Below are 23,463 nucleotides of genomic sequence, written 5' to 3'. Positions count from 1 at the left end.
CCCCTACCACATATGCATCAGAAATAGCGCCGAAACCGTCAGCAGCGCAATCATGGTCGACGCAAAGGCTGCTGCCTGCTGGCCAACTTTTTCTGCCAGTTCAAGTCGTGCGGGGCCTGATGATTCAAGGTCAAAAACCTCGCTTTCTGCTTCGGAATATTCCTCGACCGCGGTGATGAATTCGGTCTGATCCTTCCGGCGTTCCTGCTCGTCATTAATCAGGTTGTACAGTTCGACAAGATTGCCGCGCTTGGCCAGTTTCGGAATTTCGTGTTCAACACGTTCCCGACGTGCCTTGCTGTGAAACACCTTGACTGCGGGTTCCATCAAACGGGCCACCCAGTGCGACAGATTTTGCAGATTATCAGGCCCATGCCGCCATTGCACAAGTGCCAGCATGCTAATGATTGCGCGACTGTATTCGACTTCATCTGAAGGATTTTGCAATGCCAGAAGCTGTGCCTCGACGTCGTCTTCAAGACGGGTTGCGATAAAAGCCGCGATATGACGATCCACCGGCCAGCTATCTTCGGGCAGGTCCGCCGCCGCTTTTTCAAGCGCGGGTAAAAGCTGCGAGATATCTACAACATAATCTTTTTCAATCATCGGGCTCAGGCAATGCTGGTTACGCACAATGGCATAAAGGCAGCGTTCATAGCCATAACCCGCACTTTGCTGCTGGATATAGTATCGCAGGTTTTTATATGCCTGCTGAAGCTTCTGAATTTCCGGGCTGTATCCGACTTGGCGTCCAAACCAGAATGACGGAATATCCCGCACGACGACATCGGAAAAACGCTGTGGCCCGCGACCATGCTGAACATCATAGGACAACATGCTGCCAAGCCCGTCGACCATCGCCGAAAAGCCCTTGAAACGGATCGCGCCAGATGGATCAAGAATGATGATTGATTTGGCGATCAGGATATCTTCCGCCGCTCGCTTGTCTGCGCCAGCCCACTGCAGTTGCCGGATCGCTTCTGCCATATGCTTGGCACGATCATTATCGGCAAGCCCGCGCCGCAACCATATTTCCACGGTCCCGTCGCGCAATGGCGCAAGCGAATTGACCCAGTTCTTGGAAATCCCCTGCGCCAACGACCGCGCGGTATAATAATCCTTGCCTGAAATATTCTGCGAACGTGCCGCACGACGTTCGGTATTGGATTGCACCGGTTTTGCCCGACGCCCGTCGATCCAGGCATGCAACTCGGCAAATCCCCAACGTTCTTGCGGATCATCACACAAAAGTCCCCGCACAGGCTCGATCAGCACAAGCGGCAGTTTTTCGTTCATAACAACTGCTTGGAACGATCCTTTGGACAATTTTACATCAATGATGTCCTGTTCGCGCAGTTTCTCGAGTGGTGTATGTCCAATGCCAAGGGCGGCAATCGTCATCCCCAAGGCATAAAGATCGTCAAGCACCGAGCCCAAACCGCGACCGGCCGGATCGGCCGTCATACGCGATATGGTTTCGTAAACAAGCGGCTGGTTGAACCCTGCCGGGGCCGAACAGCAATCTCCAACCACAACCTTTTCAGACATAGGGTCGCCAAAAAACAAGTTATCTGCCCGAATATTGCGATGGGTCATCCCTTTGTCCGCGACGGCCTGCAAGACATTCATCAAGGGTTCGATGACAACCTTGGCAAAGTCGTGCTCATCAATCTTTCGTTGCTTTTCTCCCGGGACAAGAACACGGCCACCTGCGGGTTTTTCATAGAAAAGTACCATTGTATTTCGTTCATACAGCGGCCAGTGAACGATCTCGTAATCCAGAAGATCAATCTGTCCCCCGATATGAACGCCCGTCAAAAACCGCATCAAATCATGGCGCGTCGGAACTGTCGGGTCGGTCACAAGCGCAAAGGCTCCGCCCTCTTCGCGGCGCAGGTTATCGGCGGCATAGGCCTTGCAACTGCCCATGTCATATTCGGGCAATCGCAGATCCGAAAACACGCGAAAATTACCGACTTCGACACTGCGCCCGCCAGCACGGGCAGAAGGCTCCCCGTCCCTGACGGCTGGCTCAGGGGCTCTGGAATCCTGTTGCTCCACTGCGGCAGCCTGTTCGTCAGCGCCGTCGGAAACATCCTGTTTCTGCATTTCCGCTTCTTGTGCCATGAGCCCCGGTTTTTCTTTGTTGGAGGATCCGTGCCCTGCCCCTCCCTACCTGGAAAGCAGTTTCAGCCCGTCCTCTGATCTGCCGAAACGATACTGCCGATAGCAAAACGGAGCAAGCCGTTATCCAAGCGGGGCATAAGGGTATGATCTGCCAAATCATTAGTCTTAAACGGAAAAAGCCACCGGAAAAACCGGTGGCTTTTTGCATTTTCATTCATGCACGGGATCACGCACTGAACGGGTCATGAACCAGAATGGTGTCATCGCGTTCCGGACTGGTCGACAGCAACGCAACCGGTGCCTCGATCAGCTCTTCGATACGGCGAACATATTTGATCGCCGAAGCTGGAAGATCGGCCCAGCTGCGCGCGCCCATCGTGGTTTCAGACCAGCCTTCAATGGTTTCATAAACCGGTTTGGCTTTGGCCTGAAGACGCTGGTTGGCGGGAAGATGGTCATAGATTTTGCCATCAATGTCATAGCCGGTACAGATCTTGATTTCCTTGAACCCGTCAAGAACATCCAGCTTGGTCAATGCGATACCAGTGATGCCGTTAACCTTGACCGACTGACGGACAAGGGCCGCATCAAACCAGCCACAACGACGTTTACGCCCGGTGACAACACCGAATTCATGACCGCGTTCGCCAAGACGTTCGCCGTCCGCGTCAAACAGTTCGGACGGAAACGGGCCTTCGCCGACACGTGTGGTGTATGCCTTGGTAATCCCCAGAACATAACCGACCCCCGACGGGCCCATACCAGAACCGGCAGCAGCCTGTCCCGAAACCGTATTGGACGAGGTCACAAACGGATACGTGCCATGATCGATATCAAGCATCGTGCCCTGCGCGCCTTCAAACAGGATACGCTGACCGGCTTCCTTGAACTGGTTAAGCGATTTCCAGACTGTGTCCGAGAACGGCAGGATTTTCGGTGCGATTTCCTTAAGCTGCGCAAGCAGTTCCGCACCATCGACTTCCGGCTGACCCAGACCGCGCAAAAGCGCATTGTGGTGGGTCAGAAGGTTTTCGACCTTGGCTTCAAGAAGTTCGACATCGGCCAGATCGCCAACGCGGATCGCACGGCGACCAACGCGGTCTTCATATGCCGGGCCGATCCCGCGACCGGTGGTACCGATCTTGTTGTTGCCGGTTGCCGCGGCTTCGCGTGCCTTGTCCAGATTGCCGTGCAACGGCAGAATAAGACAGGCATTTTCTGCAACGCGCAGGTTTTCCGGCGTGATTTCAACGTCCTGCCCTTTAAGGCGGTCAATCTCGGTCAGAAGCGCCCACGGATCAACGACAACGCCGTTACCGATAACCGACAGCTTGTTCTTGCGAACAATACCCGACGGCAGAAGGCTAAGCTTATAGGTCGTTCCGTCGATCACCAAAGTATGACCGGCGTTATGACCGCCCTGGAAACGCACAACGACGTCTGCCCGTTCGGACAGCCAGTCGACGATCTTGCCTTTCCCCTCGTCCCCCCATTGGGAACCGATCACGGCAACATTGGTCATCGCAAAACTCCTTGCGCGATAAGAAATGGTTCTGGGTTACGCACCCAGCGGCACGATCTGGCCGCCAAGATAAATGAAACTGCATCCCATGCGGCGTGCTTCCTTGCGCGCCGCATCTTCTGTTTTGGCTTCGGCGGCACCTTCAAGTGCCGCCACAGTATAGTGGCCGTCTTTGCGCAATTGGCGCGCTTCGCGCTGCGGCGTGCCTAACGGCAAATAAACCCGTTCAACCGGCTTTACATCGGCAAGGCCGCGCAAAATCGTATCCATAAAAAGCGACATGCCGGTTGCGGCCTCGCCGCCCGAACCACCCGCACGGTAACGACCGCCACGCCCCAATTCACCGCGAACATGTTTGGCAAACAGGGTAAAGCTGACACCGGTCTGATACCGGAAACCGGCCATTTCAACCGGATCAATGGTCAAGGCCGCATCAAGATCGGATGCCAGAATACGTTCGGCAACTTCGATCAGACGATGCAATTCCTCAGATGCGCCTAACGGCAGTTCAAGCTTTTTAAGCTTCGGCAATGCTGCCTGCGCCGGACCGGCGGCTTCAAGCAGGGCCACCAGCACATCGGTCACATTGCCACTAACAGCTTTGACCGCTGCGACATCGCGATGTTCAAGGGCCGCGATCAGCGTTTCGCGATCATCGGCTGCAACACCAAAGGCATCAAACAAACGGACCGGCAGGGTCGGCAAATTCAGATCAACGGAAACATCCGGCAAACCGACATGTTCCAACGCCTCAAGCGCCAGCAACACGATCTCGGTATCTGCTGCGGCGCTGGATACACCAATCAGTTCCGCCCCGACCTGGGCAAACTGGCGTTCCGGGCGCAACTGTGTGCCCTTGATCCGCAATACATCGCCGGAATAGGAAAGACGCAACGGACGCGGCGCATCGCCAAGGCGGGTTGCCGCAATACGGCCAACCTGCGGGGTCATGTCGGAACGAACACCCATCATCCGGTGCGACACCGGGTCCATCAGGCGGAAAGTCTGGGTGGCTAGTTCCGGCGCTGCACCCTCCAGAAGGCTCTCTTCGAATTCGACCAGCGGCGTCTTGACCCGGTCGTAGCCCGCATGTGCGAAACTGCTCATCAGCTTTTCACGGATGTCAGCTTCCCGTGCAGCGATTCCAGGCAGAACATCCTGAAGGCCGGCGGGCAAAAGAGCTTTCCTGGCAAGTTCGGTCATTATGTGTGCTTTCCGGACAAGGCGCGCAAAATCGGTTCAGGTCGTGCCTGATCTATATATCCGGTAGCGGTTACTAACGCTTTGTTCCGGACAGGGCAACGGGAAAACCCCCGAAGACGCAAATAATACTTACGAAATGCTGATCAGCCAGCCTGAATTTCAGCTTTGACCGTCGCATATGCCCAATCAAGCCACGGCAGCAACACCTTGACATCACTGGGTTCCACCGTCGCACCACCCCAAATCCGCAAGCCCGGAGGCGCATCGCGATAGCCATTGATATCCATTGCGATTTCTTCGGCCTCAAGGATCTGCGAAATGCGTTTGGGCAATGCTGCCTGCTTTTCCGATGGCAATGATAACGCCCATGGATCGACAATCTTGATGCACATTGATGTATTGGACGCCGTTTCCGGCTTTTCCGACAAATCAGCCGCCCAATCACTTTTGGCAAGCCATTCATCAAGATGGGCGCGATTCTGACGGGTGCGTTTCAGCAAACCGTCAAGACCGCCGATATCTTCGGCCCATTTCAGGGCGTCAATGGCATCCTCAACCACCAGCATCGATGGGGTATTGATCGTTTCCCCACGGAAAATGCCGTCAATCAGTTTACCGCCCTTGGTCATGCGGAATATTTTCGGCATCGGCCACGCAGGATTATGGCTTTCAAGGCGTTCAACGGCACGCGGGCTCAGAATAATGATGCCATGACCACCCTCGCCACCCAGAACTTTCTGCCAGCTATAGGTTACAACGTCGAGCTTGTCCCAAGGCAGTTCCATCGCAAAAATCGCCGATGTCGCATCGCAAACTGTCAAACCCTTGCGGTCCGATGCGATCCAGTCGCCATTTGGCACCCGCACACCGGCTGTCGTGCCGTTCCAGGTAAAGACAACGTCCCGGTCGAAATCAACCGCACCAAGATCGGGCAACTTGCCATAACCGGCTTCCATGACCCGAACATCAGGCAGGTTTAGCTGTTTTAAAACATCGGTCACCCAAAGCGACCCGAAGCTTTCCCATGCCAGCATATCAACGCCGCGTGGCCCCAAAAGTGACCACAACGCCATTTCCACCGCACCGGTATCGGACGCCGGAACAACCCCAAGCAGATAATCATCAGGCAGGTTCAGGATCGCACGCGAACGATCAATGACCTCTTCCATGCGTTCCTTGCCGAATTTGGAACGATGTGACCGGCCAAGAACACGGGTATCAAGCGCATCTGCCGACCAGCCCGGACGTTTTTTGCACGGGCCCGACGAAAAATTCGGGCTTGCGGGGCGCTGGTTTGGTTTGGCAAAGGCATCAGTGGAATTGGCGGTTACATTGGCATTCTGGGCCATCGGCATATTCCTGAGATAATCGAACGGTGCAGGCGCACTATTCTGCGTCAAAATCGGAGCCCGATCCTATTGCGGCACGCCCAAAAGTCAAACGCCTTTGGCGCATTATAACTGCACGCATTTGCATGACAGATCAGCCAATCGCGCACAGGCATTTCAGATCAGAACGGAATGTCGTAATACCAAGGCGCGAACAGACTGAACGCCAGCCACAGAATGATGATCAACGGCGTCCCGGCGCGCAGGAAATCGACAAATCGGTAATGCCCCGGCCCCATCACCAGAAGGTTGGTCTGATACCCCACCGGCGATGCAAATGAACAGTTGGCCGCCATCACCACCGCAATGGCAAAGATATGCGGCTCAACCCCGAGATTCTGGGCCATGCCGATCCCGATTGGCGTGAACAGAACAGCACAGGCATTGTTCGACAGAACATTGGTAAACACCGCAACAATCAGGAAGAACAGCGACAAAATCACCGGTGCCGGTGCCCCGCGCGTTGCCGCTAGCAACTGATCGGCCACGAATTCCGCCCCGCCGGTCAATTGCAAGGCATTACCAAGGGCAAGGGCAGCCGCCACCAGCAGCACGATCTTCCGGTCAATCGCGCGTGCTGCCTGACGCAGGTTAAGCGCACCAGATGCAATCATAAGCGCCGCACCGATAAAGCTTGAAACCATGATCGGCACCAGACCGGTCGCCGCCACCGCAATCACACCAAGGAAAATGGCCGCGGCACGACGGGCATGGAACGGGCGCGGCAAGGTACGGGTCGACCATTCCAGCAAAACCACATCACGAATGGTACGCAGGGCTTCAACATCCTCGGACCGCCCCTGCACCAGAAGAACGTCACCGGCTTCAAGGCGGATTTCGGTCATCTGCGTGCGGATCATGCGCGAACGGCGCTGAATGCCAAGGACAAGGCATTTGTACTGATAGCGGAAACCGATCTGTTCAAGGTTAAAACCGATCAGACGCGATCCTGGCGGCAGCATGACCTCGGCCAGAAGCTGGGTCGATTTCTGCGGGATTTCTTCACCGCCTTCATGGACGGCCGCGGCTTCCGCATGCAGAAGGCCCGGATCTTTTTGCAGCGCCTCGGTCAGGGCCTTGCGCGTGGCTGCAACGACAAGAACGTCACCTGCCTGAATTTCCATGTCTTCGTCAAACGGCGGCAGATCGGCATGTTCACGCCGAACAATCATCTGGATCGTAATATTGGGCAGGTCTTTAAAGAACCCGGCCACAGGACGGGTACCGATCATCTGAGACGCCGGGCCGACCGTAATCTGGGCGATGAATTGTTTGCCACTGCTATCGGGGTTGGCAAGCTTGCTGCGCATCGATGCCAGCGCGGGCAAAAGGCGGGGCGCGACGAACAGCACATAGACAAAGCCCACCAGCGCCAGCACACTGCCAATCACCGTAAATTCAAAAAACTCGAGTGCTGGCATGCCAAGTTCGATCAACGAGCTTGATACCAGAAGGTTGGTCGAAGACCCGATCAGGGTCGTCATCCCGCCCAGAATGGCGACGTAAGACAACGGGATCATCAATGCACTGGGCGAACGCTGAATACGCTCCGACAGCGCCTGAATGATTGGTATAAAGATAACAACGACCGGGGTGTTGTTCAGGAATGCCGACATCAGCATCACGACAAACAACCCGACAAAAATCGCCATCGAGGCATTCTTGCCACCATGTTCGGTAATCAGACCAGCGATATAACTGACCCCGCCGGTCAGCACCATGCCCTGCCCGACGACCAACAATGAAAGCACAGTCAGCAAGGCCGGGTTGGCAAACCCAGACATCAGCGCGCCCGCATCAAGCAGGTTGTTGCCATCGGCATCGGGCAACGGGAAGAAATTGAAGAACAGCAGCAAAGTGGCAATCAGCGCCATGCTGGTCAGCTCAAGCGATATGCGCTCCAGCCCATACAGGACCAGCGATCCGGCGACCAGCGCCAGAACCACCCACATCTGCAATGGCGTCGCAGAACTGGCGACAACACTATCGATCACGATCTATCTTCCCCTGCAACAGCGCTTTTATACGGGGTTGTGGCAGGCTATTCAAAACGCCCGTCCATTCCCCGGAAGTCGTATTTTGCCCTTACTTAGACGAAAGCCCCCGCAAGAGGTCAATAAAAATCAAACGTCGGATCGCGGCCCTGCGCGATAGTGGTTAGACCGCGCAACCCTGCCAGATCACCAAAACCCGGTATTTTGCCATAAAAATGGCGGACAGTGTTGTGCCCTGCCCGCCATTGCAACGATCGCTTTTCGACAGTCTGTCCGACGTCAATCAGGCAGATAAATCTCACCCTTAAGATACAAAAGCGCATTGCCCTTCAGATGGACGCGTTCCCCATCAATCGTACAATCAACGATCCCGCCACGCTTGGACGCCTGATACCCGACCACATTGGATTTACCGCTATGTTCCGCCCAATATGGCGCAACAACACAATGCATATAGCCGGTTACATGGTCTTCATCGATACCAAGGGCGGGCAGGAAATACCGCGATACCATATCAATGCCCGGCTGATCACCTGGTGCGGTAACGATTACGCCGCGTTCGGCAAGTTTCCCTAATGCCGACATATCCGGTTTCATGTTCCGCACCACCGATGCATCGTCATAAACCACGACAAAATCGGTATCCCGGCTGGTAACACGGAAAGTCCCCCGCGGGGCTGCGTCGGATATGGCGGCAAGAACATGCGCCGGAACATCATCAGGAGCAATCGATTGCTTGGGGAAATTAAGTACAATCGCATCACCATCGCGCCGCGCGGTCAGAATGCCGCTGGCACTTTGCAATCGTATTAAATCACCGTCAAAACCCAGCATATTGAAAATGACAAACGCACTCGCCAGCGTCGCGTGACCACAAAGCGGCACTTCGACCGTTGGTGTGAACCATCGGATATGAAAATCAGCCCCGTCATTCTTTGCCGGATCAAGCTTCACCACGAAAGCCGTTTCCGACAGATTGTTTTCCATCGCAATATTTTGCATGACCACCTCGGGCAACCAGCCATCAAGTGGCACGACTGCCGCCGGATTACCGGCAAACATCCGGTTGGTAAAAGCATCAATCTGGTAAATCGGAAGCGTTTTCATTCGTCTTTTATCCTGAATGGTCTTTGATACTTGGAAAACAGCGCCTTTACAGTACACTGTCAATCGCATCCTTGACGATTTGCAAATCGTGATCACGCATGCGCCAGTTGCTGAACGCCGCACGGAACCCGAACCGTCCACCATAGATCGTTGGCGTCATGAACAGTTTTCCAGTCGCATTGATACGCGACAGCAAGCCACGATTATCATCATCGCTGCCCGGGCCGGTAAACATGGTCACGTTAAGTTTGGGATCGGCCAGCAATTCAAGCCGGTCATGACCACGCACCCATTGCGCCAGATTAACAGCCTGATCGCAGTTCGCCCGAACAATCCCGGCAAAACCGTCACGTCCATAGGCGACCATCGCCAGCCAAAGCGGCAAAGCCCGGAACCGGCGGGAATTTTCCACCCCGCGATTGATATACATATTTCCAACCGCATCCGTCTGCAAATACGGCGCAAACGCCCGGCAGCAGGTTTCAAGCACACTGATATGCCGGGTCAGGAAAATCCCGCAATCATACGGAACATTCAGCCATTTATGACCATCTGAGGTGATAGAGTCTGCCCGATCAAGTCCTGCTAGAAAATGGGCGCGCCGATCATCAAGGGCGGCAAACATGCCAAACGCCGCATCAACATGCAGCCACGCCCCATAAGCCGCACACAAATCGGCAATCGCGATCAGATCATCGAAATCAGTCGCATTCACCGTGCCCGCAGACGCGATAACCAGCTTGGCCTTGGCCGTGCTGGTCGCAAGGCGGTTTTTAAGATCGGTGATATCGGTTTCCTCGGTCCCCGGTCGGGTTGCAACCTTGGTAAAGCTATTGCGACCAATCCCGGTGACGGACAAATCCTTGATCATGCTGGCATGCGGGCTTGCGGCAAATATTTCAAAACCTGGCAGCACACTCGCCCCGTCGGCGTCAACATCAACGCCGATCTGCTGACCGCACCATTGGCGCCCGGCAACAAGCCCCAAAAGGTTCGATACGGTCGCACCCGTTGTCAGTACACCATCAAAACGCCCGTGGGGTAGCCCGGCCATCTCGCAAAGCCAGTTGATCACCTGTTCTTCAACTGCTGCCGTAACGCTGCCCTCGGGGCCGGTTGCGTTCTGATCGATTGCGCCTGTCAACCAATCACCGGCAAGGGCGGCCGGTGTCGTGCCGCCGGTCACAAAACCAAGATAACGGGGACCGATTGATGCGGCGAGCAGCGGCAGAATTTCCTCCTTCGCTGCCCGCAACGCATCAAGCGTACCGCGACCCTGCCCCGGCATCGGGCGCGAGGGATCAAAGGCAGAAAAGTCGCGGCAGGTCACATCCATGTCGTCAGCACCCTGAACAAAGTCGCGTGCCATATCGCTGGTTGCTGCCAGGATCTGGTCAAGCTGTTCAAGATCATCAAACATCAGATGACGCACCGTCGTCGCAGTGGGGCTGCTGTCGGCACGATTTAACGGGCGGCTCATTGGGTATCTCCGTTCAGGATACGGGCATAGTCGGTCCGGTCGATATTCGCACCACTCAGAATGACAGCTGTCTTCTTGCCGATATTGCGTTCGTGATCTGCAATCGCCGCGGCAAGTGATACCGCCCCCGCACCCTCGGCAAGGGTGTGGCAGGAACTGAAATAAAGGCGCATGGCATCGCGGATTTGATCATCGCTTACCGCAACAATATCTGACGCGCCGTCTTTGATGATTGCGAACGCTGCCGGATCAGGACTGCGACAGGCAACGCCATCTGCAAACGTATTCGCGGTTGGTGTTGTAATCACCTTGCCCGCCCGGAAGGATTGCAGCACGGCATCTGCCCCCGTCGCGACAACACCGATAATGTCGGTATCAAGGCCCAGAGCATCGCGCACTGTAATCAACGAACAGATGCCCGACCCCATGCCAATCGGCACGTAAATCCGGTCAAGCTTTCTGACCGCATCAAACAGTTCCAGCCCGTATGATGCAACGCCGCGCACCAGTTCCGGGTGAAAGGGCGGCACCATCACCAAATCTTCGGCAGCGGCATATTGGCCTGCATATTCCGCAGCATCCTGAAAATCGTCGCCATGCTCGATGACCTCGGCACCCCAAGCCCGCATCGCTGCGTTCTTTTCAACCGAGTTGCCGCGCGGAACAATAATGGTTGCCGAAAGGCCCGACTGACTGGCGGCATGTGCCAGACTTTGGCCGTGATTGCCACGCGTGGCACTTATGATGCCCCGCGACACTCCGATGGAATTTTTCAGATAACGACAAAATGTCAGCCCGCCACGAATTTTGAACGCACCAAGGCGGGTATGGTTTTCATGCTTCACATGCAGGGACAATCCAGTCGCCCGATCCAGCAACGGCCAGCGTATTGTCGGCGTCGGAGCCACATATTGGTGGACATAAGACGCAGCTTCGCGAAGCTCCTTTTCGGTAAACAGCGACATTGTCACCCTTTCGGATAGTTCATCAGTACAATCGAATGATATTCATCGGGACAATTTCAGACAGGGTTCGAACGGAGGCACGAGGGAGCGTGAACCTCCGTTCGGCGCAACATAATCTAGTTGCGCGGGGGGAACCCTGTCCAAAACGGCTTTGACAATTCGTGATCCAGATCGGATCGCGTCATTCCGATATCCTTCAGAAGGTGATCATCAAGCTTTTCCAACATTCTGCGGTCGCGTGCGTGTTCCTGCCAGACGCGAAGATATTCGACGACGAAGACAGCGATGCCGGCAACAGCAGAACGCCAGTCAGTCGCCTTGACAGCGCCTTTGGTGTTCATCTGTACGTTTCCTTTGATATTGAGTTCGGAAACCCGGATTGTATCGTTACAATTTACCATCACTTCCTCCTGTCGATTAATTGTACCTATTTTGTTTTGTCATTGACTTTGACATTGTGTCAATTTAAACATTGTCACCATGACAATATGGTTTCCAAACATCGAAGGCGGCAGCGGCCCTGTTTATCGACGGATCGCACACGCCATCCGCAGCGCGGTTGATGACGGGTCACTCAAACCCGGCGACCGTCTTCCCACCCATCGCGACCTTGCCTATCACCTTGGCGTTACAGTCGGCACGATTACGCGGTCCTACCGCGAGGCGGAAAGACTGGGGCTTGTTGCTGGCGAAGTCGGACGCGGCACATATGTGCTGGGCAATTTACAAAGCGAACTGGATATGGCGGTGACGGTTCCCGCACCGGGACACTTCAGTAACAATATCGGGAAAATGGCCCGCGAAACGGCAAATGATGATGACGAGGATATCGGGCCGGTCAATTTCCGCATGAATTGCCCCCTCCCCCCGCGCGAAGACCATATTCGCAATGTCCTGATTGATGTCGCCAAATGTACCCCTCTGGATGACATGATCACCTACAAGTCGGAATATGGCATGCCGGGCCACCGGCGCGCCCTTGCCTCAATGGCCGGTGCACTCGGACTGGATGACAATCCGGAACGTGTTCTGCCAACCGCAGGCGTTCAGCACGGCATGACGGTTTCATTGCTGGCAACCGTACGACCAGGCGATCTGGTCCTGTGCGAAGAACTGACCTATCCGAACCTGCGCAGCCTTGCAAATCTGCTGCAATTCCGTCTGCGTGGTGTTGCCATGGACGACGAAGGCATCATTCCGGATGTTCTTGAAACCCTTTGCCGGACACAAAGCCCGCGCGCCATTTATTTGATGCCAACCCTGCACAATCCGCTGTGCTGCACCATGAGCCAACAGCGACGCATGGAAATCGCTGAAATTCTGCGCAAATATGATCTGCTTTTGATCGAGGATGGCATCTATCACTTCCTCAATCCCGATGCGCCACCGCCGCTCTCATGCTTTGCGCCGGAACGCAGCATCTATCTGGACGGGGTCTCAAAAAGCATCGGCGGCGGTCTTCGCGTCGGTTATATCCACGCCCCAAGCGAAATGATCGCCAAACTCGCAAGCGCCATTCGATCAACCTGCTGGATGGTATCGGCCATCAATCTGGAACTTGTTTTACGCCTGATCGAAGATGGCAGCCTCAAACGATATGAAGCCTGGCATCGTGAAGAAGCCGCAAGACGGCTTTCGATCATTCTGGGCACGCTAAAGGGCTACAATGTCCGGTTTCATCCGACCAACTATCATATCTGGCTTGATCTGCCCGACCATATCGATCCGGGTGAACTGGTCATGAATGCGGCCAATAACGGTGTGCTTCTGACCGCAGCACAGCAGTTTTCGGTCGGGCATCCACAACGCGGGCTAAGGCTTTGTTTCGGGGCCGAAAAATCGACCGAACGTCTGCGTCACGGCGTTCAGATTGTCGAACGCCTGCTGCAAACCAGCGAGTTTGGCAATACGGTCGTGATGTAAAACGTTTTTTGTCCATGACTGAAACGCCTTTTGGTTGCGGTTTGATAATAGCTGCACGAGGCATTACACCATCGCATCATCAATTCCCGGGACGCCCATATCGCAAAATCGACAAGCTGCTCTTGACCGTCCTATCGCGTTGCTTCCAAGATAAGATTTCGTGATCGGTGTCCTTGCCTGATCACATCCTTCTTGGGCAGCAGAAAGACAGCAAATGCCAGTTTCCCGCCTCGACGCTGATGATTGTGGCTTCCCCCACTTCCGGATTCGCAGCCCACACAAAGACCAGTCTCCTGAAATTTTTGCTTTTTCATCGCATTACCGAGCAGCAGAGGCATTGAAGTTCGGTCTTTCAATGTCCGAGCCGGGCTTCAACATCTTTGTTCTGGGCCTTGATCGCGCTGGTCGTATGACCGCAACCCTCGAATATCTAAAAAAGTCGATGGAAGAGCGCCCAGCACCACAGGACTGGGTATATCTGAACAACTTTTCCCGCACCAATCGCCCGCGCCCTTATGCCCTTCCCGCCGGTGAAGGCCGCAAACTGGCCGATGCGATGGAAACGCTGGTATCGCACCTGCGCGAGGCATTTGCATCCGCATTCAACGCGCCAGCCCACCTGACCGAAACCCAGACCCAGACGGAAGAAGCGCGTGCACAACTGCGCGAAAAATTCGACGCCTTGCGCGAATATGCCCGCGAACGCGGTCTGGATGTTCAGGAAAACGAAAAAGGCGTGATGATCGTCGCCCTGAACGAAGAAGGCGAGCCCGTTTCGCTTGACGAAATCCCCAAAGAGCGCCGCGCCGAAGCCGAAGATGCATTTGAAGAAGTCGCCGAAGAAGCCCGCAAGACGCTGCTTTCGACCCGCGATCTTGAAGAACAGATTTCCGACACGCTTGATGCGCTTCGCCGCGGGGCCGCAAAGGTCGTTCTGAAGCCGCGCATTCGCAAAATCCGCGACAAATTCACCGCACCGGGAATGAAGGCGTGGTTCGAAGCGCTTGAAAAAGACATTCTGGATAATATCGACGCGTTCGAAGAAGCCAGCGACCAGCCCGCCATCGACAGCGGCGATGGCAAAATGCCCGAAACCGTCGATGACCGTTATGCGGTCAATCTTCTGATCGACCATTCGCGCGACAAGCATCCTGATGTCGTTCTGGAACCAAGCCCAAGCTATGATAACCTGTTTGGCCAAATCCAGTACCGCCCGGTAGCAGGTGGCATGCACCCGCATTTCAGCCTGATCAAGCCAGGTGCCCTGCATCGCGCCAATGGCGGCGTTCTGGTTTTGCGCGCGGAATCGCTGGTCGAACACGAAGACAGCTGGGCGTTCCTGAAAGCAGCCCTTCGTGATGGCGAAATCCGGATCGAGGAAACCCATAAATCCGGCCCGCCAACTGCCGGTGCACCGGAACCGCGCCCCATCCCGCTTGACGTCAAGGTCGTGATCGTCGGCGCACCGAAATATTACTATACATTCTTCTCGCTGGATGTTGATTTTCGCAACCATTTCCGGGTGAAGGCCGACATCGATGCCGACATGCCCGCCGCAGGTCGTAACATTTCGATCTATACCGGATTACTGCGTGATTCTGCATTGTCACGTACCGGCATCCCGCTTGATAACGGGGCCATCCGCCAATTGCTGGGTCAGGCGGCCCGCTGGGCCGGGGAACGTGACAAACTGACCGCACAGATCGAGCGGGTCGAGGATGTAGCCATCGAAGCCGGCGCACTGGCCAAAACCGACAAACGCAGCAGCATCCGGGCGGCCGATGTCAGACGCGCCATCGAAGAACGCCGTCATCGCAACAGCCGACTTGAAGACCGATCCCATGAACGGGTTCAGCGTCGCGAAATTCTGATCGACAGCTATGGTGCGGTTGTCGGGCAGGTTAACGCGCTGACCGTTCTCGATTATGGCGATCACGCATTTGGTTTGCCCGCACGCGTATCCGCACGCTCCTATGTCGGCAGCCTCGGCGTTTTGAACATCGAACGCATGGTCGATATGTCTGGCCCATTGCAGCAGAAATCAGTCATGACAATCGAAGGGTTCCTTAAATCCCGCTTTGCACAGGAATTCCCCCTATCCTTTGCCTGTAACGTGACGTTCGAACAGAACTATGGCGGGATCGAAGGTGATTCGGCATCCATGGCCGAACTTTGCGCGATCATTTCGTCAATTTCCAACATCCCGATGCGCCAGAATATCGGTGTAACAGGATCAATGAACCAGTTCGGGCAGGCACAGCCAGTCGGGGGCATTTCGCACAAGATCGAAGGATTTTATCGCATTTGTGCCGATCAGGGCTTTACCGGCGATCAGGGTGTGATCATCCCGCTGGCCAATGCGGAAAATGTTGTTCTGCGCGAGGAAGTTGTTCAGGCAATTCGTCAGGGCAAGTTCAACATCTGGACGGTGGAACACATCAATGACGCCATCGAATTGCTCAGCGGCAAGCCATGCGGCGATCATCCCGAAGGCCAGTACACCGCCGACAGCGTTTATGGCAAGGCAATGGAACGGCTGCGCCAGAATGACCGCATCCTGCGCGAACGCCACGCCTTCCCGGCATGGTCGGAACAATAAATGATACCGGCGGCGACATCCCCTGTTCGCGTTCGATACGGATCCAAACTGGCCAGTATCGTGACAGGATGCATTGCCGCCGGTCTTTTTCTGACCATGGGCCTGGGTCAGGTCACGGCGCAAAATATCGAGACAGCACATCCCGCAAGCAAAGAAATGAAATCCGGTCTGGACGCCATACCGACCGATCTACCCGTTCACACCAGCAGCCCGTCGCCGGTCAATCAACCTTTCAGCCTTCTGCCCGGCACCATCCGAAGCGACCCCGTTTTACTTGAAGACACAGATCGGCCAAGCCTTGCCGAGCAATATCGAATGGAAAAACAAGGTATCAAACGCGCGCCATCGCGAGCCGCAGGTGCAAAACGCACAATCATGGAAAAACCTGCGCCAGCACTCATCGCCCAGCCAAAATCTGCATCTGCATCCGCGAACACACAGCATATGACAATATCGCCTTTAATCCCCGAAACCGGTGCGTCACAGGCATCAACATCGACAGCGACAAGTGTCTCCCCCGCCGGAACCGACGGCGCATTTGCGATCCAGCTTGGTGCGTTTCGCGACACGATCAGTGCCCAAACCTATTGGGCAAGTTTCATGATCCGGTATCCCGATCTGGCACAATCCCACCCCCGCAACCTTTCAACCACAGACCTCGGAACCAAGGGAACGTTTCATCGGCTGCGCCTTGGCGGGTTTGCTGATATTGCCAGCGCTGAAAAACAATGCCGCCAGCTTTTGGCTGACGGCACGGATTGCTTTGCAACGCATGATCAATAAAATCGCATTCACGTTGTGTGATTGCGACCGGAAGCGGTCCTATTTGGCATCACCGCCCAGCAATACAATCTTGTCAACGATCAGGGTTTCGGCCTCGGTGCAGGTCGTCATCAACGCGCCATGGCCGGTCACCCGAACCTTGTCGCCAGGACGGAAACTGCTTGCCTTGTTTGCCAGCGCATAAAGGGTTCCGTCATCCGCACGAAACGTGACGCATTCCCGGCCATTATCGGTAATTTCCCCGGTCAGGGTCATGTTTTCTTTCTGAAATGCCGAACATGCCGACATCAACATTCCCGCAGCCAGGATCGCAGCAAACTTGCCAGACACGGCGCCAATTCCGGTTTTCATTATCGTTCTCCTGTGCTCGTGCGGTTTCCTGCCGTCACAAAACCTTACGTTCTTCGTTAATGATGTTGTAACGCACTGGACTTTAAAAAGGATACTGTCAAACGTTTTACGCGTTTCAGTTTGCATTGTCATTGATAACAAGATCAAAGATGAACAACTCTCATCTAGAGCTTCTGAAAAAACTGGCTGACGAGTTTCAACCGCGAACGGATGTTAACACCCGTGCCACAGTTGAAGCCGAAAGCACGGATGCATTTGCGACACTTGTTGATCTTGCACGCGACATGCAAAATCGTCTCGACCAGCAGCAGAACCGCATCCGACAGCTTGAACAAATGGTCGAAACCGACGAGTTGACAGGTCTCTATAACCGTCGCGGTTTCCTGCGTCGTGTTCGCGAAACCATGGCACGTGCCGCCCGTCACCCGGAAAACGGCATTCTGGTCATTGCCGATCTTGACGGCTTCAAATTGATCAATGATCACCATGGCCATGCCGCTGGCGATGCCATCCTGCGCCATTTCGGCCAAAACCTTCGCACACATACACGCGCTGATGATTTTGTCGCCCGCTTTGGTGGTGACGAATTTGCCATCCTGCTGGTCGGCAGCATTCCCGAAGTCGCAGAACGTCGGATAAGTGACCTTGAAAAAGCAACATCGCGCTTCCCGCTAATTTGGCAGGGAGCAGCCCTTCCGATCCGAGCCAGCTTCGGCTTTACCGTCTATAGTGGCAAAAGCGATATCACACAGCTTTTGCAGCAGGCAGATGACGCAATGTATGCCAACAAACACGCAAAACGCCCCCATTCCGAAAGCAGCCACAACGCCGCCTGACAGTGACTGCGATGTCAGTATTGTCGTTTGAAATACGGTTCCCGTCTGCGTCACGTGACACAAACCAGCCCTGTGTAATCACAATGCCCGGTATCCACCGGCTTTTTTTTGTTTATTAAGTCCTTTTCCTTCATATTGCCCCTTAAGATCGCTATTTAAGAAGAACAGGGAAAACGACTTCGGAACTCATCCGAAGCTTTTGGGGGTCAGGCTTGTGATGGTTCTCGTATGACGGACAATATGAGCTATTCAGCAGAAACAAACGACAGGGACCTACTGGCTGCCATGGCGTTCTGCTGGGCGGACATGCTGCTTGAAGTCGACGAGAACGGATACATCCTGTTTGTGGCCGGTGCGACCGAAAGTCTTTTGGGCTGCCTGCCGGAACGATTGATCGGCGAGGCACTTGATAAGCTGGTCATAAAATCGGAACGACCGCTGTTACGGGCCTATCTTCATGCCAGTTCCGGGATCAAACGGCTTGAAGAACTCGATCTTGATTTTCAGTTGATCGAGGATGATGGAATTGCCCTTGGCAATCCGGTTCCCCTGTCGCTTAGCGGCTATATGATTTCCGAACCGATCGGTCGTTATTTTATTGCGGCCCGCCATCGCGCGATACGTCCGCGCGCACGATCGGGCATTGATCGCCTGATTCTGCAAAACACGTTGTCTGCGGTAAGCTCAAAAACAGGCAAGAACGACCAGCAGGCCGAAACCGCCGCACGCATGGCCTCAAGCCATAGCGAAGCCCTTGTGGTTCTTGAAAACCTCGCCGCCCTTCGCAGTCAGGCAGAAACCGATGCGACCAACGAACTTGCGCGCCTGATCGGGATTGGCATCGGCAACCGCCGAAGCCTCGAAAACCTTGAACCAGACGGCGGTTATCTGGTTGACGAGCCGATGATCGAACTGGAACGCCGAATTGTCGCCTATGCCAGTGCATTACGCGCCGATCTTGACGATCCGGATTGCAGCGATGCGGCAAACGCCCCCGATCCTCTCAAAAATCTGAACCTTGCCACGGGCAGTTCTGGCACGTCGGGTGCTTCGACACTCACCAACAATGATCTGTTTGGCCGTGACTATGACCTTGCCAGCGGGTTTCACCGCCTCACACAGAATGTCCGCCAACCGATAGAAAATGGTGAAAGAGAAACCAATCTGACGCGTGCTGTTGCATATGCGCTTAATCGTCTGCAGCATCGCGGTGATTCGGATGTATCGGCCGAACGCCTTTCAGCAAGCTTGCCGCATCTTATTCAGGAAACCCTGAAATCGGTTCGGGCGTTTCGCGAAATTGTCCAGAATGGGTCCTTTGCCGTCGCACTGCAACCGATCGTGCATCTCGAAAGCCTTGAAATGCACCATTACGAAGCATTGGCGCGGTTCCATGATGGCGGCAGCGCCCTTGCGGTTGATCAGATCATTCATTTTGCCGAAGGCACCGGATTGATCACCGAATTCGATCTGGCAATGTGTCAGAAGGTGCTGGATCACGTCACGCTTGAACCTGAACGCGTAACTCATTCTGTTGCGGTTAATTTATCCGGCCACTCGCTCGAACAGCAGGATTTTCTGCCAGCACTTGAACAAATTCTGGATCGCTATGATATCGATCCGGCAAAAATCATGTTCGAGGTGACAGAAACGTCGCGCATTCGCGGATTGCGCGACGTGAATGACTGTCTGCAACGCCTGCGCGCCCGCGGGCATCTTGTCTGTCTTGACGATTTCGGGGCGGGTGCCGCCAATTTCGAATATCTGAGCGCGCTTGACGTCGACATCATCAAATTTGATGGCGGTGCCATGCGAACGGCTCTGGCCAAACCCAAAGGCCGCGCCTTTATCAAGGCCACGGCTCTGCTTTGCCGGGATCTTGGCATCCATACAATTGCAGAAATGATCTATGATCAGGCCAGCTTCGAACTGGTGCGCGATCTGGGCATTGATTACGGTCAAGGATATCATCTTGGCGCGCCTGTAACGCTTGCCAGTGTGAATACCGGATCATCAAATACCACGCAAACCGCCGATGCGACCGGAGGCGGAAAATGAACCGGCACCACAAGGATGCTGAGAAGGCAATGTCTGACCATACCGATGTGACGTCCGAACAGGTTTTCATCCTTGATCCACAGACCATGGCCGATGCAGAGGCCCCCGTTCTGGTCATGGACAAGAACGGAACGCCCCTGTTTGCCAACAAAAATGCCCGAAGCTTCGCCGAAGGCATTCGTGACGGCCTATTCCCCGAAATCAACAAACTGGTCTTGCGCGCGATCACAACACCCGGCGGGGTTGTAGAACTGCTGACTTTCGAAGTACAGCGCGGCACGGCAACGCTTGAACTGACCGCCCTGCCAATGGCTGATAACCGTGTCCTGCTGCTGCCACGTGATGTCAGTATGGATCGTAACCTGCGCGAGGCCTTGATTGATTCGCGCCAGCGTTACCGTGACATTGTCGAAGTATCCTCTGCCTTCGCATGGGAAACCGACGATACCGGCAAATTCATTTTCGTCTCGCCGCGCGGCGCACTTGGCTACAAGGCCGAACAGCTCGTCGGACGGTCACCTCTTGATTTCCTGCTTGATACTGCCGATCAGGACAGCGAAATCGTATTTCGCAGCCAAAAGGCCGTTCGGGATGTGCCGATCTGGCTTAAACGCGCCAATGGTAATGCCGCCTGTCTGGCCGTTTCCTCGACCCCGGTTTACACGCGTGATGGCCGTTGGACCGGCACGCGCGGGCTTGCCCATGACATTACCGAACAGCGCCGCCGAGAAAGCGAAGTCGCCACCGCGCGAAACCGTGACCGGCTGATGACCTATATCGTGCGGACCATGCGCGATGAAATAGATCCGACCCTTGTCCTGAAAGGGGCGGCCGATGCCAGCGCGCGCGCGCTGGCCTGTGCGGGATGCGCGATTTTTCGCCGCAACGAAGACACCGACGAGATCGAAATGGTCGCCTGTCACGGCCCCGAAGACATTGACCCGATTGCCAATCAGGCCTTGAAACAGCTTGACGAAAACGAAGACGTTTTCGAAGCAGAAATCGAAAACTATCGCGTTCTTGCTCATCACTCCCACTATCATCAGCGGGTGAATGGTGCAGTGATATTTATCTTCAATGCCGATCACCCCGTCCCGAATGACGGCGAACGCGCCATCATGTCCGAGGTTTCCGATCAGATCGGCATTGCAATCGAACAGGCCGCACAGCATGACCGGATCGTCACCCTGTCGCGGACCGATGGTCTGACCGGGCTATTGAACCGGCGTGCCTTTTTCGACGAACTCGGTCGTCGCCATGCCCGACTGCTGCATGACAACATGCCCGCGGCACTGATGTATGTTGATATGGATAATTTTAAGCTGGTCAACGATGTGCACGGGCATCAGACCGGCGACGAGGCCATTCTGGCATTAACCCGCATTCTTCTGGACAACACCCGCCCGATTGACTTGGTCGCGCGTCTTGGCGGCGATGAATTTGTCGTCTGGCTGGATGGGGCCGATATGGAAACCGCGGCGAAGCGCGCACGCATCCTTCTGGAAAAAAGCGCAGCCTTATCATCATTTTCCGGTGCCAAAGATCGCCCGCTTGGTATTTCGGTCGGTATTGCGGTACGCGATGCCGCATCCAAAGAACCGCTTGAACAACTTGTGCTTCGCGCCGATCAGACCATGTATCAGGTGAAAAAACACGGCAAAGGCAGTTTCGGTATTGCCGCCCCTCCCGGATCGGATGAACCGGCAAAAATAGAAAACCAGGAGACACCCCTATGAAGGGCTTTTTGCAGAGGGTCTTCACCAAACGTCGGGAAACCCCGATCACGTATGATGAAGCCAAGGATATGGCAGCCAGCCCGGATGCAAATGTGCGCGGGGTACTGGCCCAGCGTCACGATACCAAACCCGAAATCCTGTACTATCTTGCAAGTGATGCGGATTCCCAGGTGCGGCGTCATATTGCAGCAAACCAGGCAACCCCGGTACAAGCCGACGTCCTGCTGACCGACGACAAGGATGACAGCGTTCGTGGCAGTCTGGCCGAAAAGATTGCCAATCTGTCAGCCGGACTGACCCCCAACGAGTCGGACAAGCTGCGCCGCATGACCTACGAGGCGCTGGACAAGCTTGCCCGTGATCAGGCCGTCCATGTCCGTCAGGTGATTTCCGAAACGCTCAAGGATATCGCCAACGCGCCGCAGCCGATCATTCAGCAATTGGCACGCGATACGGAAAGTGTCGTGTGCGGGCCAGTGCTGCAATATTCGCCGGTTCTGACCGAAACGGACCTGCTTGAAATCATCGAAGGCAGCACCGGGCGCGGATCGCTAAGCTTTATTTCGCGCAGACGCAATGTCGGCGAAAAACTGGCTGATGCGATTGCGGCAAGTAGCGATAAGGACGCGATTTCGCACCTTCTGGGCAATAAATCGGCGCAAATCCGCGAAGAGACGCTTGATCAGCTGATTGATCGTGCCCCGGATTATCCCGAATGGCACAAGCCATTGGTTGAACGCCCGCAACTGCCACCAACAGCGGCCGGGAAACTGGCGCGATTTGTGGCCGAAAGCCTCATCAGCGTGCTTGAACGTCGTAAAGACCTGAAAAAGGAACAGCTGGAAGCCGTGCGTGAAGTGGTCAATCGCCGCATTTCGTCAGGCGAATTTGACAAACGCGACGAAGTCCCGGTTGAAACCCGCAAGGCCAAGCAAAAAGAGGCCGAAAAGAAAGTCGCTGCCAAGGCAGACGGTAAAGACGGCGCAGCAGGCGAAGAGGAAGAAGAATCCTCCTACGAAAAGGCCTTGGCCCTGCATAGCAAAGGCAAACTCACCGACAAGGAAGTTGCCAAGGCATTAGCCGCCAATGATGTCAAACTGGCACGTGCCGCCTTGGCCGTACTTGCCGGAATTCCGCCAGAAGCGGTAAGCAAGGTCCTGAATACCCATTCGGCCAAGGGGGTTGTTTCGTTGGCATGGAAGGCCGGCCTTTCGGCCGAACTGGCCGTCAAAATTCAGGTCAAACTCGGTCATGTTCCGCCCGGTCAGACGCTTAATCCCCGTGGCGAGGCATATCCCTTGAGCGAAGAAGACATGAAGTGGCAGCTTGAATTCTTTACCGGTATGGCAACGGTCGGCCTACGCTAAACCGTACCGGCCATACCGGCCGTA

17 protein-coding genes are annotated in these 23,463 nt (G+C 55.0%); 7 read left to right on the top strand and 10 right to left on the bottom strand.

Features of this window, described 5'->3' with window-relative positions; genetic code table 11:
• Positions 1-3: 3 nt before the first annotated feature.
• From IT971_RS08690 to IT971_RS08650, 9 genes are all read right to left on the bottom strand, one after another.
• Positions 4-2,109, bottom strand: a complete 2,106-nt coding sequence (locus IT971_RS08690; protein WP_223305074.1) for a serine/threonine-protein kinase — start codon at positions 2,107-2,109, stop codon at positions 4-6.
• A gap of 244 nt (positions 2,110-2,353) precedes the next feature.
• The gene (locus IT971_RS08685) at positions 2,354-3,649 is read right to left on the bottom strand and encodes an adenylosuccinate synthase (protein ID WP_063092907.1); all 1,296 of its coding nucleotides are present in this window, start codon (positions 3,647-3,649) and stop codon (positions 2,354-2,356) included.
• Positions 3,650-3,685: 36 nt separating this feature from the next.
• Entirely contained in the window at positions 3,686-4,852 is a 1,167-nt protein-coding gene (locus IT971_RS08680) for an ATP phosphoribosyltransferase regulatory subunit (RefSeq protein WP_063092906.1), read from the bottom strand.
• A gap of 143 nt (positions 4,853-4,995) precedes the next feature.
• On the bottom strand, positions 4,996-6,201 hold the full coding sequence (locus IT971_RS08675; RefSeq protein WP_063092905.1) for a phosphoserine transaminase: 1,206 nt from the start codon (positions 6,199-6,201) through the stop codon (positions 4,996-4,998).
• Between the two features lie 161 nt (positions 6,202-6,362).
• Complete coding sequence (locus tag IT971_RS08670) at positions 6,363-8,234, bottom strand: SLC13 family permease (protein ID WP_037988504.1); 1,872 nt, start codon at positions 8,232-8,234, stop codon at positions 6,363-6,365.
• A gap of 279 nt (positions 8,235-8,513) precedes the next feature.
• Positions 8,514-9,341, bottom strand: a complete 828-nt coding sequence (locus IT971_RS08665) for a PhzF family phenazine biosynthesis protein (RefSeq protein WP_063092904.1) — start codon at positions 9,339-9,341, stop codon at positions 8,514-8,516.
• Between the two features lie 46 nt (positions 9,342-9,387).
• Positions 9,388-10,821, bottom strand: a complete 1,434-nt coding sequence (locus IT971_RS08660; RefSeq protein ID WP_063092903.1) for a pyridoxal-dependent decarboxylase — start codon at positions 10,819-10,821, stop codon at positions 9,388-9,390.
• Complete coding sequence (locus IT971_RS08655; protein WP_063092902.1) at positions 10,818-11,786, bottom strand: threonine dehydratase; 969 nt, start codon at positions 11,784-11,786, stop codon at positions 10,818-10,820. Before IT971_RS08655 ends, IT971_RS08660 begins: the two co-directional genes overlap by 4 nt.
• Positions 11,787-11,902: 116 nt before the next feature.
• Positions 11,903-12,127 carry a DUF1127 domain-containing protein gene (locus tag IT971_RS08650; protein WP_231858556.1) on the bottom strand — a complete coding sequence of 75 codons (225 nt, stop codon included), beginning with the start codon at positions 12,125-12,127 and terminating at the stop codon, positions 11,903-11,905.
• Between the two features lie 139 nt (positions 12,128-12,266).
• Between IT971_RS08650 and IT971_RS08645 the strand changes: the two genes are divergently transcribed.
• The 3 genes from IT971_RS08645 (at position 12,267) to IT971_RS08635 (ending at position 17,091) form a co-directional block, all read left to right on the top strand.
• Positions 12,267-13,709, top strand: coding sequence for a PLP-dependent aminotransferase family protein (locus tag IT971_RS08645; RefSeq protein WP_063092901.1), 1,443 nt, complete (start codon positions 12,267-12,269; stop codon positions 13,707-13,709).
• A gap of 337 nt (positions 13,710-14,046) precedes the next feature.
• Positions 14,047-16,308, top strand: coding sequence for a Lon protease family protein (locus IT971_RS08640; RefSeq protein WP_007089987.1), 2,262 nt, complete (start codon positions 14,047-14,049; stop codon positions 16,306-16,308).
• A 156-nt stretch (positions 16,309-16,464) separates the two neighbouring features.
• Positions 16,465-17,091: an SPOR domain-containing protein gene (locus IT971_RS08635; protein WP_158526649.1), complete on the top strand. Its 627-nt coding sequence runs from the start codon at positions 16,465-16,467 to the stop codon at positions 17,089-17,091.
• A gap of 39 nt (positions 17,092-17,130) precedes the next feature.
• Here IT971_RS08635 and IT971_RS08630 read toward each other — a convergent pair whose 3' ends face one another.
• Entirely contained in the window at positions 17,131-17,442 is a 312-nt protein-coding gene (locus IT971_RS08630; protein ID WP_063092899.1) for a DUF5818 domain-containing protein, read from the bottom strand.
• A gap of 149 nt (positions 17,443-17,591) precedes the next feature.
• Between IT971_RS08630 and IT971_RS08625 the strand changes: the two genes are divergently transcribed.
• The 4 genes from IT971_RS08625 to IT971_RS08610 all read left to right on the top strand — a co-directional run bounded on the left by IT971_RS08625 (position 17,592) and on the right by IT971_RS08610 (position 23,439).
• The gene (locus IT971_RS08625) at positions 17,592-18,278 is read left to right on the top strand and encodes a GGDEF domain-containing protein (RefSeq protein ID WP_063092898.1); all 687 of its coding nucleotides are present in this window, start codon (positions 17,592-17,594) and stop codon (positions 18,276-18,278) included.
• A 240-nt stretch (positions 18,279-18,518) separates the two neighbouring features.
• On the top strand, positions 18,519-20,336 hold the full coding sequence (locus IT971_RS08620; protein WP_223305072.1) for an EAL domain-containing protein: 1,818 nt from the start codon (positions 18,519-18,521) through the stop codon (positions 20,334-20,336).
• Between the two features lie 29 nt (positions 20,337-20,365).
• Positions 20,366-22,072 carry a diguanylate cyclase domain-containing protein gene (locus IT971_RS08615; RefSeq protein ID WP_223305070.1) on the top strand — a complete coding sequence of 569 codons (1,707 nt, stop codon included), beginning with the start codon at positions 20,366-20,368 and terminating at the stop codon, positions 22,070-22,072.
• Positions 22,069-23,439, top strand: a complete 1,371-nt coding sequence (locus tag IT971_RS08610; protein WP_063092895.1) for a DUF2336 domain-containing protein — start codon at positions 22,069-22,071, stop codon at positions 23,437-23,439. Before IT971_RS08615 ends, IT971_RS08610 begins: the two co-directional genes overlap by 4 nt.
• Positions 23,440-23,463: the final 24 nt, after the last annotated feature.

The organism is Thalassospira sp. B30-1 (assembly GCF_015767575.1).
Lineage (GTDB): Bacteria > Pseudomonadota > Alphaproteobacteria > Rhodospirillales > Thalassospiraceae > Thalassospira > Thalassospira xiamenensis.
This window is presented reverse-complemented; position numbering and strand designations above follow the sequence as displayed.

Excerpts from the sequence above, each read along its gene's own strand:
- IT971_RS08690 (WP_223305074.1), bottom strand. The coding sequence starts at position 2,109 with ATGCAGAAACAGGATGTTTCCGACGGCGCTGACGAACAGGCTGCCGCA.
- IT971_RS08685 (WP_063092907.1), bottom strand. The coding sequence starts at position 3,649 with ATGACCAATGTTGCCGTGATCGGTTCCCAATGGGGGGACGAGGGGAAA.
- IT971_RS08680 (WP_063092906.1), bottom strand. The coding sequence starts at position 4,852 with ATGACCGAACTTGCCAGGAAAGCTCTTTTGCCCGCCGGCCTTCAGGAT.
- IT971_RS08675 (WP_063092905.1), bottom strand. The coding sequence starts at position 6,201 with ATGGCCCAGAATGCCAATGTAACCGCCAATTCCACTGATGCCTTTGCC.
- IT971_RS08665 (WP_063092904.1), bottom strand. The coding sequence starts at position 9,341 with ATGAAAACGCTTCCGATTTACCAGATTGATGCTTTTACCAACCGGATG.
- IT971_RS08660 (WP_063092903.1), bottom strand. The coding sequence starts at position 10,821 with ATGAGCCGCCCGTTAAATCGTGCCGACAGCAGCCCCACTGCGACGACG.
- IT971_RS08655 (WP_063092902.1), bottom strand. The coding sequence starts at position 11,786 with ATGTCGCTGTTTACCGAAAAGGAGCTTCGCGAAGCTGCGTCTTATGTC.
- IT971_RS08650 (WP_231858556.1), bottom strand. The coding sequence starts at position 12,127 with ATGAACACCAAAGGCGCTGTCAAGGCGACTGACTGGCGTTCTGCTGTT.
- IT971_RS08645 (WP_063092901.1), top strand. The coding sequence starts at position 12,267 with ATGACAATATGGTTTCCAAACATCGAAGGCGGCAGCGGCCCTGTTTAT.
- IT971_RS08635 (WP_158526649.1), top strand. The coding sequence starts at position 16,465 with ATGAAATCCGGTCTGGACGCCATACCGACCGATCTACCCGTTCACACC.
- IT971_RS08630 (WP_063092899.1), bottom strand. The coding sequence starts at position 17,442 with ATGAAAACCGGAATTGGCGCCGTGTCTGGCAAGTTTGCTGCGATCCTG.
- IT971_RS08625 (WP_063092898.1), top strand. The coding sequence starts at position 17,592 with ATGAACAACTCTCATCTAGAGCTTCTGAAAAAACTGGCTGACGAGTTT.
- IT971_RS08620 (WP_223305072.1), top strand. The coding sequence starts at position 18,519 with ATGAGCTATTCAGCAGAAACAAACGACAGGGACCTACTGGCTGCCATG.
- IT971_RS08615 (WP_223305070.1), top strand. The coding sequence starts at position 20,366 with ATGTCTGACCATACCGATGTGACGTCCGAACAGGTTTTCATCCTTGAT.
- IT971_RS08610 (WP_063092895.1), top strand. The coding sequence starts at position 22,069 with ATGAAGGGCTTTTTGCAGAGGGTCTTCACCAAACGTCGGGAAACCCCG.